Here is a 17,500-nt window from a genome sequence, read left to right as displayed (position 1 = left end):
AAAACGGGTAAATTATGTACATGCTTGACGACTACGATAAAAAGTTGCTGCGTTTATTACAAAAAGACAACCGCCTTACCGCCCAGGCCCTGGCCCAAATGGTAAACCTGAGTGCATCGGCTGTACAAAGGCGACTGGCCAAACTCCGTGATGAAAAAATTATTGAGGCAGATGTAGCTATCATCTCGTCCGCGGCGGCAGGTATTGGGCTAACTTGTATAGTAGATATCTGCATGCAGGAAGATGGCTCCCGCACCATCGAAAGGTTCAGGTCCGAAATTGAAAATTGCCCCGAAGTATCCCAGTGCTACTACGTAACCGGCACCTATGACCTGGTGCTTATTGTTAACACCAGGGATATGAAACACTACGAGCAATTCAGCAAAAAATATTTTATGGATAGCCCCGATGTGCAGCGTTTTTATACCCATGTAGTAATGGATAGATTAAAAATGAGCTACGGGGTTTATATATAAGCCCCTACTGCAAGGTGATAGCTATAACGGATAAGTGAGCTATTTACCAGGCAGGCTCGCCCTTATTTTTTTTACTTCAGATGCGGTAACCAGGCTGCTGTTGTTGCCAAAATTGCTCCTGATATAGGTTAGCACACTTGCTATTTCGGCATCGCTCAAAAAATCATGCTTTGGCATTACGCTATTGTAGGGCTTGCCATTAACGGTAACCGGCCCCTCCAGGCCGTTTAATAAAACCCTTATGGCAAGTTCCTTTTCCATATATTTGCCGCCTGTTACCCACTCCGATCCGGCCAGCGGGGGGAAAAGGTTACCATCTCCCTTGCCATTTTTTTGATGACAGTTGGCACAATGCGTGGTGTAAATTTTTGCGCCGCCTTTAAGCATCCCGGTAGCAAAATTATTGCGTGCCTGATCGGGTATTTTAAAGTTGGGCAGCTTTTTACGCAGTTCCATTTTGGCCAGCATGGTGCTGATAAATTTAGTTTTATCGCCCTGATAAAAAATGCGCCACACCCTTCCTAATTCAGTATCGCTCACGTACAATGAGCCATCGGGCCCTGTGGATAAACCCATGGGGCGGCAAAGCGCCTCGCTTACGCTTACCACGGTATTACGGCCGGCAAAACCGTCGGCAAATATCTCCCACTTACCCGTCGGCATGCCATTTTTAAAGGGCACAAAAGCCACAAAAAAGCCGGCCTGCGGATACGGCGAGCGGTTGGTTGAACCATGAAAAGCCACAAAAGCGCCATTCTTATACCTGGCCGGAAACTGGTTACCGGTATAAAACAACAAATCGTTGGGTGCCCAATGCGCCTGGAAGGCAATCAATGGCTGGGCATATTTTGCGCCGTCGCCCGCCTTTATGCCATCGCCGCCATACTCGGGGTTTAACAGTTTTTTATGTTTAATGGGGTCGTAATAGTAGTAAGGCCAGCCAACGTCTGTACCTTGTTTTATTTTAAAAAATTCCTCTGCAGGCGCTACGGCGCTTTGCCAGGCGCTGAATTTTTTGGGGAACAACAACCGCAGGTCGTCGCGGCCGTGGGCTACAACATACAGGCAATTATCCGCCGTGTTCCAATCCATGGCTACCACGCTGCGTAAGCCAGTAGCATAGCGGATGCCATCTTTTTGTTGCTGGTTGGGTTTGGCTTCATCAAACTGCCATATACCGCCGTACTCCTGCAACAAGGGGCAGCCTTTTATTCCCGGCGAACCGGGAACCCGGTTTTGCTCCTGGCATGCGTTAGATGGAGCACCAAAGGCCACGTACATATGCCCGGCATCATCAAAAGCCAGGGGCTTGGCGTCATGCTCGTGCTCGCCATGAGCATCATGTAATATTAATTCCAGCGGACCATCGGGCACCAACGTATTCGGATTTAATTTGGTGCGATAAACGTTTACCTCCGAACTGAAATACAGGTAGCCCTTATGCACCCGCATACTGGTACCATAAGGCCCTTTATCATCATAGTTGCCAAATTTTTTAATCGTATCTACCTTGCCGTCATGATCGGTATCCCGTGCCGCAATGTTGCCGCCAATAGAATCGGGAAACCTGAGTTTTACATAAATATCGCCATTGGTATTTACGGCCAGGTGCCGTGCCCTGCCGGCCAGGCTATCAATGGCAATAACGGCTTTGAAATTACCGGGCAGGTATAACCCGCCATTGTTTTTATCGGCAGTCAGTGTTTTGTCAGAATGTTTGTTTAAAACAAAAGCGAGTGTTATTGCCGCAATGGCCGTGGCCAAAAGCACCGTAACCGTTTTTATCGCTCCTAAAAAAAAATTTTTCTTCATCCGGAAATTATATGCCGACTATGAATCGGCAGCAGGTATTTGCCGGTAGTAAAAGGAATTTGAACGGGAAATGTTTAAACAAAATTCAAGTTGCGTTCAAAACCAAGTTTTGGACACTTATACAAAATTACTACGGCAGTATTTAATAAAAACCCTATCTTATCATCCTCAATTTTATTTACTGCAATGCCCAACTCAGAAAAAAAATTAGGCTTATGGACAAGCACCTCCCTGGTGGCGGGCAATATGATAGGTGCAGGTGTTTTTTTACTGCCCGCCGCTATGGCCAGTTTCGGGAGTATTGGTTTGTTGGGTTGGATATTTTCGGCAGTGGGCTCGTTTTTCCTGGCAAAGGTTTTCAGTAACATGAGTAAGCTACTGCCACATGCTACGGGTGGCCCCTACGCCTTTACACGTTACGGACTGGGCGATTTTGCAGGCTTCCTGGTGGCCTGGGGTTATTTCTTATCTACCTCATGCGCCTGCGCGGCCATTACCAAATCGCTGGTGAGCGCCTTAAGTACATTTTTCCCGGCACTGGCAAGCGGCCTTCCAGCAATAGCCACCGGCCTGTGCGCTATATGGCTGCTTACTTATATTAACACCCGCGGAGTTGTAACCAGCGGCAAATGGCAGCTGGTTACAACTATACTTAAAATTTTACCACTGGTGCTTGTGGCATTTGGCGGCCTGTTTTTTTTACAGGCCAAAAACTTTAGCCCGTTTAATAGCAGCGGTACAAGTACCTATGGTGCAATAAGCACTACCGCAGCCATGACCCTGTTTTCGTTTATCGGGATTGAATGCGCCACTATACCCGCCGGGAGTGTAGAAAATCCACAAAAAACGGTGCCGCGTGCCACATTGCTGGGCCTGTTAATTGCTACATTGGTGTATATTTTAGGGAGTGTAAGCGTAATGGGCCTTATTCCCGCTGCGGAGTTGGCAAAATCGCAAACGCCTTACGCCGATGCCGCTGCTATAATTTATGGCAATAACATTCGCTACTGGGTAAGCGCCGGTGTTGCCATTGCCGCTTTTGGTGCGCTTAACGGGTGGACACTGATGCAGGGGCAAATGCCCTTTGCCGTTGCCAGGGATAAATTGTTCCCCGCCATATTTAGCAAGCAAAATAAAAAAGGCGTGCCTTACATGGGAATCCTGCTTAGCAGTACGCTGGTTTCTGTTTTTATGAGTATGAATTACTCCAAAGGATTTGTTGAACAATTCCGGTTTTTACTGATGCTTTCGTTGCTGTCGATGCTTATTCCTTACCTGTTATCGGCTGCGTCCTATCTTATTATCAAGGTAAAAAATAAACAGGCAGATGGCTGGCTTGGCGCGGTGGCTTTGGCTATAGTAGCATTTGGTTACTCGCTGTGGAATATTGTAGGCACGGGCAAAGATGCCGTGTATTACGGCTTTGTTTTGCTGATGATGAGCGTACCTTTTTACGTTTGGGTAGCCTACCAAAAAAACAAGGAGCAGTAGGTGATATTTTCTAACTTGTTCAATCACCAACAATATTTCAATCTTAAGTTCAAGGTAAAAAGCAATTCCAAGTTATAATTTTCCATTTTACACTATTGGCTTGCATAGCACCATGCTTTATACATTTATCCCTTTGCTATTCGCCGGTTATCTTTCGGTATTTTATTTAAAATGTAATAATATTATTACACTACAAGCCCATATTTGTTTACTAAGATGAAAATCAATTGCTTGCATGCTTTAAAAAATTCATACATGTTAAATTTTTGGCTTTAAATGTTAAATATACAGGTGCAAATGTTAAATCGTTTTGATTACTAAAAACTTAGTTATATCTTGGTTTCCATAAATAACCTTATGAAAATCACAATTACTGCACTAATAATACTCCTGCTTGGTACAGCTTCTGTTTTTGCACAAAGTACTTATTCCATCAAAGGCGGAGTTGCCGATACGGCTTCAAATTCTAAATTAACCAACGCTACTGTTGCTGTTTTAAATGCCAAAGATTCTATCCTGCAAAAGTTTACCCGGGTAAACGATGGTCAGTTTGCCATTAACAATTTAAAAAAAGGTAAATTCATTTTGCTGGTAAGCTACTCTGGTTACGCCGATTTTGTGGAGCGTTTTACACTCGATTCGGCACATACCACGCACGATTTTGGCCGCATAGGCATGATACTTAAAACACAGCTGCTTAAAGAAGTTATTATAAAAGCTCAGGTAGCGGCGGTTAAAATTAAGGGCGATACTACCGAATTTAATGCCAATGCATTTACTGTACAACCGAACGCAAAAGTAGAAGACCTTTTGAAGGAGCTTCCAGGCATCCAGGTGGATAAGGATGGTAAAATTACCGCCCAGGGCCAAACCGTAAGTAAGGTTTTGGTTGATGGCGAGGAATTTTTTGGCGATGACCCAACCCTGGTTACCAAAAACCTGCGTGCAGATATGGTAGATAAAGTACAGCTTTACGATAAAAAAAGCGACCAGGCCGCATTTACCGGTATTGATGACGGGGTGAAAAATAAAACCATCAACATTAAGCTTAAAGAGGATAAAAAGAACGGCTATTTTGGCAAACTGGATGCTGAAGGCGGTACCGATAAATATTACCAGGAACAACTGATGTTTAACCGCTTTAAGGGAAAGCAAAAGTTTTCGGTTTATGGTACTATAGGCAATACCGGTAAAATAGGCCTTGGCTGGAGAGACGAAAATAAATACGGCGGCACCGGCCTGGAGTTTAGCGACGACGGCGGCTTATTCTTTAACGGAGGCGGCGACGAGAGCGACCTTGACAGCTGGAATGGCAGGTTTGAAGGCGAGGGTATTCCATTAGCACGCACCGCCGGTGCACATTATGATACCAAATGGAATGCTGATAAACAATCAATCAACGCCAATTATAAAATAGGCTCGCTTGATGTGGATGGAACAAAAAACATCTTAACCCAAAATACACTGCCGGGCAATTTTATCAACAGCAACTCCGATCAAACCTTTCATAAATATATGTTTCGCCAAAAGCTTGATTTAACGTACCAGGTAAAACTGGATACGTCATCAAATTTAAAGCTGATGGTTGACGGAACTGATAAACACAGCAAGGTTGACAATACTTACACCTCGACAAGCTTACGCCAAAACGGTACTAAGCTAAACACCAATAACCGGACAGTAAACAATGATGTTACCGACAAAATATTTCATGCAAGCGCTTTTTACACCAAAAAATTTAAAAGAGTAGGACGCACATTATCGGTAAACATCAGTGAAGCTTACAATGAAAGCGATGCGAAGGGCTTTTTGAAATCAAACACGGCGTTTTTTGATACGCTGGAAAATGCAACCAGTACGCAGGCCATAGATCAGCGTAAAACCACCCAAACTAAAAATAATGTATTAAGCTCCACTGTAACCTATACCGAGCCGCTATCTAAAAAGTTTTCGGCTGTTGTAAATTACGGCATCAACGTGAACAACGGAACCTCAGACAGGCGCTCCTACAACCAATCGGCCCCGGGTGTTTATAACGTACAAATTGATTCGCTGAGCAATAATTATAAGCTTAATCAGCTTTCTAACCAGTTTGGCTTAAATTTTAATTATAAAAGTAAAAAGGCCACTTTCAACTTTGGCTCAAAAGTAGCAACGGTTAATTTTAAACAGGTTGATTTATTTAACGATGCCAATTCCCGGAACCGCAACTTTGTAAACTGGTTTCCGCAGGCTACATACCAATACCGGTTTTCGCAGCAGCAATCTATCCGTATCAGTTACAACGGTAATACTTCGCAACCAAACATCGACCAGATTCAGCCGGTAAGGGTAAATACCGACCCGCTAAATGTTACATTGGGTAATCCTAACCTGAAGCCATCATTTACTAACCGGTTTTCGTTATGGTACAACTCCTACCAGGTTATCAGCGATCAATCATTGTACGTAGGCGGCTCATACAGCAGCACCATGAACCCTATTGTAAGTAATGTGGTTACCGATACGCAAACCGGTAAAAGTGTTTTTCAATCTTCAAACCTGGATAAGCAAACTGTTAATATGTACGTTAATGTTTACTACGGCCGCAAAATCCCGATTGGCGATATCAACGCCGGTTTAAGCGCCGATGCTAATGGAAATACCTATTATAACCTGTCAAACAACAAGCTCAATAAAACTACCTCGTACACCTACTCGGCCAATTTTAACTTATCAAAATACAAGCAAAAAAAATATAATGTATGGGCATCTGCCGGCCCCGCCTATACGCTTAACTCATCATCGCTTTTACCAAATGTAAACAATAACGGCAGCGGGTTTAATGCCAACGGCGGGTTTAATATTTATTTACCGGCAAAATTCGGTATTGGCTCCGATTGTAATTACCAATACAACGCCAAAACGCAATCTTTTCCTGAAGATTTTAAGCGTACCACGCTAAATGCCAACATAAGCAAGGCGTTTATGAAGGACGAAAGTATTAAAATAACTTTAAGCGGCAACGACTTGCTTAACCAAAATAAAGGGTACAACCGGTCAGGATCTGCCGGGATACTTACTCAGGAAAGATATACTGCGATTAAAAGATATTTTATGTTATCCCTTACCTGGGATTTTAACCATGTTGGCGGCGGGGCAGCACCTAAAAAATAAGCACTATGAAAAACCTTATAATACTTACCACCTGTATAATTGCTTTGGGCAGTAGTGCCGTGTTTGCTCAAAACAAGCACTTTACCATGAATGGCACCATCGAGTTTGAAAAAACTGTGAACATGTTTGCTTTTTTTGAAAAACAGATCAATAAAAACAATGAAGACTTTCTTCGATCTGCTTTTGACTCCTATAAAAAAACACAGCCACAGTTTAAAAAGCTTAAAAGCACGTTAACATTTGCCAATAACAAAACGATGTTTACGCCTATCGAATCTGATGCGCCCGATAATGGCTTTTTTGGCGAAAGCCCTGTAGTAAACCAGGTAAATACCATTGCCGACGATTTAACCACGGGCCTAAGCATCAACCAGAAAAAGGTTTTTGAGCAAAACTTCCTGGTAAAAGATACCTTGCGCAAAATAAACTGGAAGATAACCAGCGAAACCCGGGAAATAGCCGGCTTTACCTGCCGCCGTGCCAACGCCCTGGTTATGGACTCTATTTATGTGGTAGCGTTTTATACCGACGACATTGCCGTACCTGGCGGACCAGAAAGTTTCACAGGCCTTCCCGGGATGATATTGGGCCTTGCCCTGCCGCATGAAAACGTAACCTGGTTTGCCACCAAGGTAAACGAAGTGCCTGTGGACGACAAAGCGCTTGCGCCGCCCAAAAAAGGAAAAGTGGTAAACAACCAGCAACTGGCAGCTACCCTAAAAAATGTGATGAAAGATTGGGGCACTTATGCCAACGCCTATTTAAAAGCCTTTATCCTTTAACCTATCATAAACTTAAGCAACACCCTGTTATGCCCGGCATAACGGGGTGTTTGTGTTTTAGGGGTAAATATTTGAACGCAGGCAAAGACTCACCCGGCATCGCTGCGCTCGTCCCCCTCTCTTCGGCTGTGCAGGAAAGATGGGGCTTGAACGAGGCTTAGGGTTTGCGAAATAAAATTCAAATTTTCGAGCGTCTGTACACTGCAATCGCCCGAGAGCGGTGCAGTTCGACTACTGCGAACAGGCGGGTGAGTACTCAGCAATTTCGAAGAATCAGGGATGCTGAACTCACTTTTTAATACAATCAGCATACTTAATGACTAATATCCGGCATCAAAAATATTTTCAATAATCTGATTAACAACCCGCTTTGTTCTCGGCACAGCGTCTGTTTTCAAATATTCTTGAACTCTTGCAGCAACAATTTCTGGCTTTGGATTATCAACAAGCCTTGGCTGAATTTGTCTCATCCAGGGCGATTGATTTAATCGTTCTCCAATTGACGTGCAGAACACCAATGCATCAAGGCTTATTAAACTCAAGGGCCTCCCTTTTGTCAACCATTTATCTGCCTTATTCCAGTTAAAATAGGAACTGGCTGCAAGGTGCCCCCAACTGAGATTTACATCAGTTATTCTATGGGCACTCATTTCAATCCAGTCTAAAACTTTTTCATGACGTATAAAATTCAGAGCTGTAATGTATTCGTTAAGATACCTGGTTTCGCAATTGTCTATTTCAGACGAAATAAGTATGAAAGCACTGTCTCGATCACAAGTTTTAATAGTTTGTTCAGAGCGAAGAAAAAAGTCGTCTATTTTATTTTGATCGTACATTCGCCGTTGAAATGCGTTTACCCCCAAATATACCCAAGTTTGCAAGTAATTAAAGGTATAAAATGCCCGATAACTACTTTATTCCATTAATTATAAACCTGCTTTATCCACCTTCAACGATGCCGGATGTTTATCTAACAGTGTAGGTCGCAATTCGGATGCTGCATTGTGCACATATTTTTTGAGTGGGGTGTACCATTGAAAATCAATTCCAGCTCCGGAGTTTCTTGACTGCGGATTCTGTCACTCGCTATGACAAAAGAGAAGTTTAAAGAATATGTCATGGGCAGGAGTTGCACAAATGTTCCATTGAACGCCCATGCGATACACGTTATTTAAGCTTACACGTGTAACCCCACCATCGGCCACACAATTTGCCTGATAAACTGCGGGTGAAACAGCAAGGGCATTGGTGCTATCACCCAAAACAATGTCCATAAACGGGCGGTGAACGGGTGTTTTAAAAAAGCAGCCCCACCATTTGTCAACACTTTTTCCAGCAGTACCATAGCTCCCTGGATAATAAAATATATCATAGGCAAACCATATCCGCTATTTACCGGTACACTAAGGGCCAGTTCATGCAGCAGTCCCGAGAAACCGAATGCGACCATTAACGCGGCAGCCGGCCCTATTTTATTACGCAAGGGGCGAAAGATGGTTATGGAGGTCATTTCGCTAAAGGCCATGTTCCAGCGTTTACCCCAAAATTCAGTAATGCTCATGGCCCTGGCAGGTTGTTTGAACAGGTAATAGGTATTTACGCCTTTAAGTCGCCACGTACCTGCGCTAATACTCAACAGTCCAAAGTGAAGAATAAGACTTAGCCCAACCAGTAAAAAAGCGGTGGTTAACAGGTAAGCCGGCTTCGGCCCCAAAGGCAGCAATACAATTTGGCGCCCCAGCAGAATAAATACCCCGCCGGCTATTACCCGGCCCAGGCCAAACCAAATCATTGCCCAGGCATTGGTTAAGGGTGCATGCCCAAGGTTTTCAAAAGGTTCGGCACGCATGCCGGCCCAGCCGCCTGCAAAAACCAGCCATTGATTAAATCGAAGGGTAAGTTTTTTGCTTTTATAATTTTGAGCCACAGCAATAACCTTCATGGCGGTAAAGGTTGTGGAAATAATGGCCAGCATTCGCAATATGGGGTTAGCATGTAAAAATATGAGATCAACGATAAGGATGCTCACAATCAGCAAAACCCAGCTTTGCCACACCATTTTATATTTTATAAAAACATAGCCCAACAGTACAACAACAGCGTTTGTGATGCCGAAATATAACAAGGGTAATAGTACCGTCGTGGTGATCATGACTGCATATAATTAAAGTAACAGGCCCTGCTATAAACAATACTCAGGAAAACAAAAAGAACAACCAATACCGCCTCGGCCAGTTTATGCAATTTACCTGAAGGGAAATTTGCCCTGTCGAAATAAAGAAACTGGATCAGCACCCTGGAGATCCAGTAGGCGGCGATAAAGCCGGTAAGCAATGTTGCAAGCCGTGTTCCGTTAACAAGGTCATTAGATGCCAGTGCCGAAAGCAGCCCGAAGCAAAGGTTAATAACCAGGATGTATGCGGCATAAGTCCAAAACATTTGCTTAATCAGGGGCTGCACTTTTAACAGCTCGGGCCGCCAGTTTAAAACCCGGGGAATGGTCAGGCTGCCAACCGCCAACCCTACCTGGGCCAGCCCCGCAAACCAGATCAATTGCTGAATACTAAAACCTATGGTTTTCATTTTACAGGGTATTTATTTTTATCCGTTTAGATAGTACAAATCTAAATAAATTATTAAACTTTCAAAATATTTTGAAAGTTTAATAACAAAATAAAACTTACAGAAAACGCATTTTCTTTACGATTACACCCTTATTTATCCATTCTTCTGATCTTCAAATTAACGTCAACGTACTCGCCAAATATTGATACCCCCGTAGATTTTGCATCAGGGTAAAAAGCCGTAGTAATAACCTTTTCCCCATTGTTGCCAAATATCTCTATTGAATTACGGTCAACAAGTAGCTGGATCTTCACCAGTGTATTCAAGAGTTTCATAGGCCGCATGGGTATAGCTTGAATGTGATTAACAGCTGGCTTATTATTCTTTTCGGCATTCGAGCAATCAATAAACAGTTGTTGCTTAGCAGCATCGTACCCTACAATTATATCATTGGCTGGCATATCCTTGTTTTGTGCAATTTTAAAACCGGCCAGTTCAGTTGTGCTCATAACAAATTCGGCATCTATCCAATAAGCATTACTGTTGCCAGCTTCCGGCAATGGTATATCGCTTTTTTTCATCTGGATGTCTTTAAAAATAACACTGGCAGCCATTGTATCTAGTTTCTTTTCACTGTCGACAGTAGGCTGTTGTACCAGCCTCAATCCCTGGCTTGTAGTTTTTAAGGAAAGATTGCGGGGGATAGACATTTGGCCGCGCCACGGGTAGGTATCTGGTTTACCAGGCACCAACCAACCCAATAAAGTAATTTTATGATTAGGTAAACGCCAGGGGATAGCAGCATAAAAAGCATCGCCACCATCAACCGGCAAGGTTGCGGCACCGGGATAACTATTTTTAAAAGTAGTGCCATCAAAATCGCCAATAAAGTATTGCATCGATGGACCGCGGTCTGTAAAGGCCGAAACAAAAAGCACCCACTTAATTTTCGATTTGTTGCCATCGACTAACAACGGCACCATTGATGGGCATTCCCAGCCGCTTTTAGTATAACCAGCAGGGCCAAAATCGCTGAGCTTTGTCCACTCTTTCAGGTTTTTAGAGCCGTAAATCCTTACCATATGCTCGTCAACCATGGCTACAGTCATAATCCACTGTTTGGTTGGTTCGTGCCAGAAAACATTGGGGTCGCGGAAATCTTTTTTATTCAAATCGATAACTGGGTTGCCGGTGTATTGGGTGTAGCTTATGCCTCCATCGTTACTATAAGCTATATATTGCGATTCTTTTTTCTGTTTGGGCTGATCGGCTGTAAAAATGGCAACAATAGGAGCTTTACCATTTTTACCAAAACCACTGGTATTATTTTTATCCACCACTGCCGAGCCGGAGTAGACATAGGTTAAAGTATCCTTTGTCACTATTTCGGTAATGGCTACCGGCAGATTTTTCCAGTGCAGCAGGTCGGTACTGGTGGCGTGTCCCCAGCTCATATGCCCCCATTTATTTTCGAAAGGGTTATGCTGATAATACAGGTTATATTTCCCGTCGAGAAAGAGGAGTCCGTTAGGGTCGTTAGTCCAGCCGGTGGGCGGCGTAAAATGGTATGCTGGTCGCCATTGTGGCGTTGGCGTTTGCTGGGCAAATACTTTAACAGTAAACGTCACGAAGACAAGGCAGTAGGTAAAATATTTAAACATCGGGTAGCTGTTTTATAAAGTTGGCAGCATAAATGTACATTAAAAATTAACTCCGGAGCAAATAGGGCGTAAACCCGGCAGATATTCACGCTATTGTTAAATAAAATTTTGAAAGTTTGTTTTAAAGTCACAACTTTAAACAACTCTTTTGCCTTTAAACCAGATTGAAAAAATTTATTGCCTTAATGTTACTCAACATTCACCTGCTAAATATTGGCGGGCAGCTGGCATTTCATCAATATTTGGTTTACAAAACAAATAAGTTTTATACCGAGCAAACCCGTAAAGGGCTTTACAATATTAAAGATCTAACAGAGGTAGTTATCCCCGTTAACCTCCCCAATATTCACGACTGGAAAAGCTTTGAGAACATTGCCGGGCAAATTCAATTTGGGAGCATCAACTACAACTACGTAAAAATGAAGATGACACGCACTGGTTTACACCTGATGTGCATCCCCAATTACGAAACCACACAACATATTGATAAAAATGTAGTTAATGCCAAAGGCGTTAAAGATATCCCGGTACCACAAAAAGATCATGTACCCTACGGCAAAACCATTGTGCAGGAAAACATAAGTTTCTCTTTTGCGCAAATTGAGTTTAATTGCCCTATAAAAAACTTACCGAAAAACGTTGTACAACCTGTACAGCCGTTGGTTTATTACCAGCAGGACATTCCTGAGCAACCGCCAAAAGCCACCTGCTAATCCCCTCTTTTTAATTCATTTTTCCGGACGGTACTGTTAGTACCATTGATTTGCTTTTATTGGAATTTGCCTGTGTGCTTTAACGCAGTTTGCTGCTTTGCATTTAGCAAGAGCAAAAACGCGGCAGTGGCGTAGTAAGAGTATCGATAAGCTAATTACCTCTCCGGCAATTTTCAAATCTTCAAATTTTCAAATTAAAATGCCTTATATTCCTCTTGAATCCCATTTACCGGGCATAACCGGTTTATTGGAGTACAGCAAAGAAAGTGCTGCACCTATTCGCGACCTGACCCAAATTTTGCTTCGCGGCCCGTCGACCCTATCCGAGGGCGACCGCGAGCTGATAGCAACCATCGTATCGCACGGCAACCAATGCAAGTTTTGTACTACCGCCCACACCGCCGCTGCCGACTTGTATTTAGGCGAAAATGATACCGCCCGAAAAATCAAAGAAAACATCGAGACAGCACCAGTGAGCGAAAAAATGAAGGCACTGCTCACCATTGCCAAACTAACCGGCCAAAGCGGTAAAAATGTAACCTCCGCCGAAATTGACCGGGCTAAAGCTGCGGGCGCGACGGACATCGAAATTCACGATACCGTACTAATAGCTGCTCTTTTTTGCCTGTACAACCGCTATGTTGATGGCCTGGCTACAGCGTTACCTGCCGATGCCGGGTACTATAACATCCTGGCCGATCGCCTGGTTAACCATGGTTATACCCGCCTGCCGCAAGGCTATGATCACTTAAAAAAATAAGCCATTACCCTAACTAATTTAAAACCAAATCACTGTGAAAAAACTTTTATTTATCATATTACTGCTCTCGTCAATCAACCTGTTTGCGCAGGAAAGCAAAATAACGGGTACCCTAACCGATGCCTCAACCGGTCAGGCTGTTGTGGGCGCCAGCATTACCGTTAAAGGAAAATTAACCGGTACCATTACCGACTCGAAGGGTAATTACTCCCTCAACCTTAATAAAATTAAGCCGCCCTTTACGCTCATTATATCTGCCGTAGGGTATGAGCAAATAGAAAACAATGTTACAACCGCCGGCGAAGTAAGCCTCAAATTACAGCAAAAATCCATCGTACTAAACGAGGTTGTATCATCTGCTACCCGTATTAACCAAAGCATATTGCAATCGCCGGTTAGTATCGAAAAAATGAGCCTGAAAGCTATCAAGGAAAATCCTTCTTTCACGTTTTATGATGGCTTGCAAAGCTTAAAAGGGGTTGAAGCGGTAACCAGCAGCTTAACCTACAAACAGGTAAATACCCGTGGCTTTAACAGCACTGGTAACGGCCGCTTTTTGCAGTTGGTTGATGGTGTTGATAACCAAACACCCGGCCTCAACTTCTCGGTAGGTAACCTTTTCGGCGCATCGGATATTGATATCGAAAGCGCCGAAGTTATACCAGGTGCGGCATCAGCTTTATATGGCCCCGTAGCCTTTAATGGTTTATTGTCGTTAAAAACAAAAGATCCCTTCAAATACCAGGGCTTAACTCTGCAGGCTAAAACCGGAATGAACCACTTTGGCGAATCATCTGTAAAGCCACAGGGGTTATATGATTTTGCTGCGCGATATGCCAAAGCCTTCAACGACAGATTTGCCTTAAAAATTAACGCCTCGTATTTAACCGGCAGGGATTGGTATGCCGAAAACTATACCGATGTAAGCGCATCAACCCCGGTTGCCCAACGGGGGCCCAATAACCCCGGACGCGACGCGCTGAATATTTACGGCGATGAAGTATCCCGTACACTTCCCGGCATCGGCCTGGTATCGAGAACTGGTTACGAGGAAAAAGACTTGATGAATTATAACGTATACAGCCTTAAGTTAAACGGCGCTTTGCATTACCGCATCAGCAATAACCTGGAGGCCATTTACCAGTACAACTTTGGTAAAGGAACCGCCAGCTATACCGGCAGCAGCCGTTTTGATTTGAATAACTTTGTACTGCAAACCCACAGGGTGGAGCTGAAAGGCAGTAACTTTTTTATCCGCGGATACTCCGTAGCCGAAAACTCGCACGATTCCTATAATACCCGTTCGCTGGCGCAGTTCATCAACCGCGATTGGGTACAGGATTTAAGCGGCAACACCGTAACGCCCGATAAAGCCGACGATACCTGGTTTACCCGTTACTCAACAGCATACAACGGCAACGCCAGCGGCGTAACCGCCCACGATAATGCGGCAGCAAGGTCTTTTGCAGATCAGGGCCGTTTTTTACCGGGCACAGCTGCCTTCAACGCTGCCAAAGATGCATCTATTCATAACTACGGCCTAAGCGGTGCGGGTGTATTTAGTGCAAGTAAATTTTACCATGCTGATGGGCAATACGATTTCTCGAGCGCTATTAAAGTGTTTGAACTGCTGGCCGGCGGCAGTTACCGCGATTACCGCATGTTTACCAACGGCAGCTTGTTTGATGATAAAACCAACCGCGTAACAATTGCCGAATACGGCGCGTTTATGCAGGCCGCCAAAAAACTGTTTGACGATAACCTGAAGTTAACGGCCTCTATCCGTTATGATAAAAACGAAAACTTTAAAGGCAGCTTTACGCCTCGCTTCTCGGCAGTTTATACCGTTGATAAAACCCATAATTTCAGGGCATCATACCAAACCGGTTTCCGGAACCCTACCCCGGTTGATCAGTTTATTCACCTTAACGTAGGCCCTATCACCATTTTAGGTGGCGCGCCCAAAAACAGTGCAGGGTTAAACGTTTATGAAAACTCGTTCACTGCATCATCAGTAAGTGCCTTTGGTGCGGCATTTGGCGCGGCTGTTGCCGGCGGAACACCCTTTCCGCAAGCGGTTGAGCAAAACAAAGGGTTATTGCAAAAATCAAATGTGGCCTATATTAAGCCCGAGCAGCAAAAGGCCTTTGAGCTGGGCTATAAAGGCTTAATTATGGATAAATTACTGGTTGATGTAAACTATTACTACAGCAGCTATACCAACTTTATCCTGAACACGGTAGTAATACAGCCACAAGATCAAATATTAGGTGCCGATGGCAAAGTTACCACAGCATCGGCAAGTGATATTCCCGGTGGCAAGGTACATGCCTTCCAGCTATACACCAACGCGCCCGATAAAGTATCGGCACAGGGCGCAAGCGCAGGCTTAACTTATTTGTTTGATAAAGGATATGCCCTGGGTGCCAACGCTACGCTATCAACTTTCAATCTGCGCAACGCAAATCCAAATAACATTGCAGCCTTTAACACGCCTAAATGGGCTACCAATACCACTTTTGGCAACAGCAATTTTGCCAACAACTTTGGCTTTAACCTGGCCTGGCACTGGCAAAGCGCGTTTGATTGGTACGGTACGTTTAACGGTACGCGTCCGGGCCGTGTAGATGCTTACTCGGTGGTTGATGCGCAGATCAGCAAAAAGCTCCCAAAGTTCAAATCGACAGTTAAGCTGGGGGGCAGCAATATTTTCAACCGGCACATCTACCAGTCGTACGGTTCGCCGGCCATTGGCGCTATTTATTACGTATCCATAGTATTTGATGACCTTTTAAAATAAACAACATGAGCACACTTGTAATTGATAAGCCGGGTTTAAAACCGCAAACAGATATCAGCGTACCTTACCGGGTAATACTATTTGCTATTTGTTTTTTGAGCAGCGCGCTTGGCGGCACGGTATCTACCCTGATGTCGGTTTACCTGCCGGTGGTGGTAAAAGATTTGCAGGGCAATTTGCCTCCAAACGAAATTAACTCCATCAGTGGCTATATTAACGCCATCTTCATTTTTGGCTGGGCATTGGGCGGCTTTACATGGGGCGTTATCAGCGACAAAATGGGCCGTAAAACCGCCTTACTGATGGCCATTAGCTGTTATGGCATCTTCACCATTTTAACAGGCCAAATGCCCACCTGGTGGGGCGTTGTGCTATGCCGTTTTATGAGCGGCTTTGGTGTAGGTGGCGTGTTGGTAACAACCATTACCCTTATAAGCGAAGTTTGGCCTGCCAAAAGCAAAGCCGTTGTTATCGGAATCCTGTCTATCGCCTTCCCCGTGGGCATCTTTTCGGCCGGGCTTATCAATTACGTGGTATCGTCATGGCGGTCAGGTTTTCTTATCGGCGTTATCCCGCTGGCCCTGGCGCTGATTGGCGCCTGGGTTTTATCCGAATCGCCAGGCTGGCTAAGCTATCGTAACGATATTGCCAACCGCAACAACCCGCTAAATAAATTACTATCGCCCGCCCATCGCCGGGAGTTGGTAGTAGGTTCGCTGACCTTTGGCACTATGTTAATAGGCCTGTGGGCCATATTTTCCTGGCTGCCAACCTGGGTGCAAAGCCTTATCACCAATCATGATGCAGCCAAAGAGCGTGGCTTAAGCATGATGTTTTTGGGTATGGGTGGCCTAACAGGTGGTTTCCTTTCGGGGTGGCTGGTAAACCTGCTTACCTTGCGCCGGTCGATGCTGATTTGTTTTGCGGTATGTGCCGGTTTATCGTTCGTGTTGTTTAAAACCAACAGCACCTTCAGCCCTGTTATTTATGCCGAGATCTGCGTACTGGCTTTATTTTTCGGCGCCAGCCAGGGTGTATTATCAGCCTACATACCACAGCTATTTTCAACCGGCATCCGTGCCACAGCAACGGGATTTTGCTTTAACATAGGCAGAATATTTACCGCAACAGCCGTATTGTTTGTAGGCATACTGGTATCGGCCCTGGGCGGCTATGGTAATGCCATATTCATTTTTTCGTTAGTATTTGTGGTAGGTCTGCTGGTAGTGCTTTTTGGCCATAAAAGAGAAGGCAAAAGCTGAAAGGTTAAAGCGAAAAGGTTTT

General features: G+C 44.3%; 13 protein-coding genes. 8 read left to right on the top strand and 5 right to left on the bottom strand.

Annotation, left to right across the window (positions count from 1 at the left end):
* Positions 1-14 precede the first annotated feature (14 nt).
* Positions 15-476: an Lrp/AsnC family transcriptional regulator gene (locus tag BMX56_RS21655; RefSeq protein ID WP_090651773.1), complete on the top strand. Its 462-nt coding sequence runs from the start codon at positions 15-17 to the stop codon at positions 474-476.
* A 39-nt stretch (positions 477-515) separates the two neighbouring features.
* Here BMX56_RS21655 and BMX56_RS21650 read toward each other — a convergent pair whose 3' ends face one another.
* Positions 516-2,288: a PQQ-dependent sugar dehydrogenase gene (locus BMX56_RS21650; RefSeq protein ID WP_090651772.1), complete on the bottom strand. Its 1,773-nt coding sequence runs from the start codon at positions 2,286-2,288 to the stop codon at positions 516-518.
* A gap of 186 nt (positions 2,289-2,474) precedes the next feature.
* Here BMX56_RS21650 and BMX56_RS21645 point away from each other — a divergent pair, with 186 nt between their 5' ends.
* From BMX56_RS21645 to BMX56_RS21635, 3 genes are all read left to right on the top strand, one after another.
* A complete protein-coding gene (locus BMX56_RS21645) occupies positions 2,475-3,779 on the top strand; it encodes an amino acid permease (RefSeq protein ID WP_090651771.1) in 1,305 nt (434 codons plus the stop codon).
* Positions 3,780-4,136: 357 nt separating this feature from the next.
* Entirely contained in the window at positions 4,137-6,935 is a 2,799-nt protein-coding gene (locus BMX56_RS21640) for an outer membrane beta-barrel family protein (protein WP_090651868.1), read from the top strand.
* 5 nt (positions 6,936-6,940) lie between these two features.
* Positions 6,941-7,717, top strand: coding sequence for a GLPGLI family protein (locus BMX56_RS21635; protein WP_090651770.1), 777 nt, complete (start codon positions 6,941-6,943; stop codon positions 7,715-7,717).
* Positions 7,718-8,037: 320 nt separating this feature from the next.
* Here the strand turns inward: BMX56_RS21635 and BMX56_RS21630 are convergent, their stop codons facing one another.
* The 4 genes from BMX56_RS21630 to BMX56_RS21615 all read right to left on the bottom strand — a co-directional run bounded on the left by BMX56_RS21630 (position 8,038) and on the right by BMX56_RS21615 (position 11,943).
* Entirely contained in the window at positions 8,038-8,553 is a 516-nt protein-coding gene (locus BMX56_RS21630) for a hypothetical protein (RefSeq protein ID WP_090651769.1), read from the bottom strand.
* Positions 8,554-8,894: 341 nt separating this feature from the next.
* The gene (locus tag BMX56_RS21625; protein WP_090651768.1) at positions 8,895-9,869 is read right to left on the bottom strand and encodes a wax synthase family protein; all 975 of its coding nucleotides are present in this window, start codon (positions 9,867-9,869) and stop codon (positions 8,895-8,897) included.
* On the bottom strand, positions 9,866-10,300 hold the full coding sequence (locus BMX56_RS21620) for a hypothetical protein (RefSeq protein ID WP_090651767.1): 435 nt from the start codon (positions 10,298-10,300) through the stop codon (positions 9,866-9,868). The genes BMX56_RS21625 and BMX56_RS21620 overlap by 4 nt, the downstream gene beginning before the upstream one ends.
* A gap of 131 nt (positions 10,301-10,431) precedes the next feature.
* Positions 10,432-11,943, bottom strand: coding sequence for a glycoside hydrolase family 32 protein (locus tag BMX56_RS21615; protein WP_090651766.1), 1,512 nt, complete (start codon positions 11,941-11,943; stop codon positions 10,432-10,434).
* Between the two features lie 185 nt (positions 11,944-12,128).
* On the opposite strand from BMX56_RS21615, the gene BMX56_RS21610 reads away from it, so the two are divergent.
* From BMX56_RS21610 to BMX56_RS21595, 4 genes are all read left to right on the top strand, one after another.
* Positions 12,129-12,656, top strand: coding sequence for a hypothetical protein (locus tag BMX56_RS21610; RefSeq protein WP_143065502.1), 528 nt, complete (start codon positions 12,129-12,131; stop codon positions 12,654-12,656).
* Between the two features lie 199 nt (positions 12,657-12,855).
* On the top strand, positions 12,856-13,416 hold the full coding sequence (locus tag BMX56_RS21605; protein ID WP_090651764.1) for a carboxymuconolactone decarboxylase family protein: 561 nt from the start codon (positions 12,856-12,858) through the stop codon (positions 13,414-13,416).
* Between the two features lie 34 nt (positions 13,417-13,450).
* Positions 13,451-16,216: a TonB-dependent receptor gene (locus tag BMX56_RS21600; protein ID WP_090651763.1), complete on the top strand. Its 2,766-nt coding sequence runs from the start codon at positions 13,451-13,453 to the stop codon at positions 16,214-16,216.
* 5 nt (positions 16,217-16,221) lie between these two features.
* Positions 16,222-17,478 (top strand): MFS transporter, encoded by a 1,257-nt coding sequence (locus tag BMX56_RS21595; protein WP_090651762.1) that lies wholly within the window; start codon positions 16,222-16,224, stop codon positions 17,476-17,478.
* The last annotated feature ends 22 nt before the right edge of the window (positions 17,479-17,500 follow it).

The organism is Mucilaginibacter sp. OK283 (assembly GCF_900110415.1).
GTDB lineage: Bacteria > Bacteroidota > Bacteroidia > Sphingobacteriales > Sphingobacteriaceae > Mucilaginibacter.
This window is presented reverse-complemented; position numbering and strand designations above follow the sequence as displayed.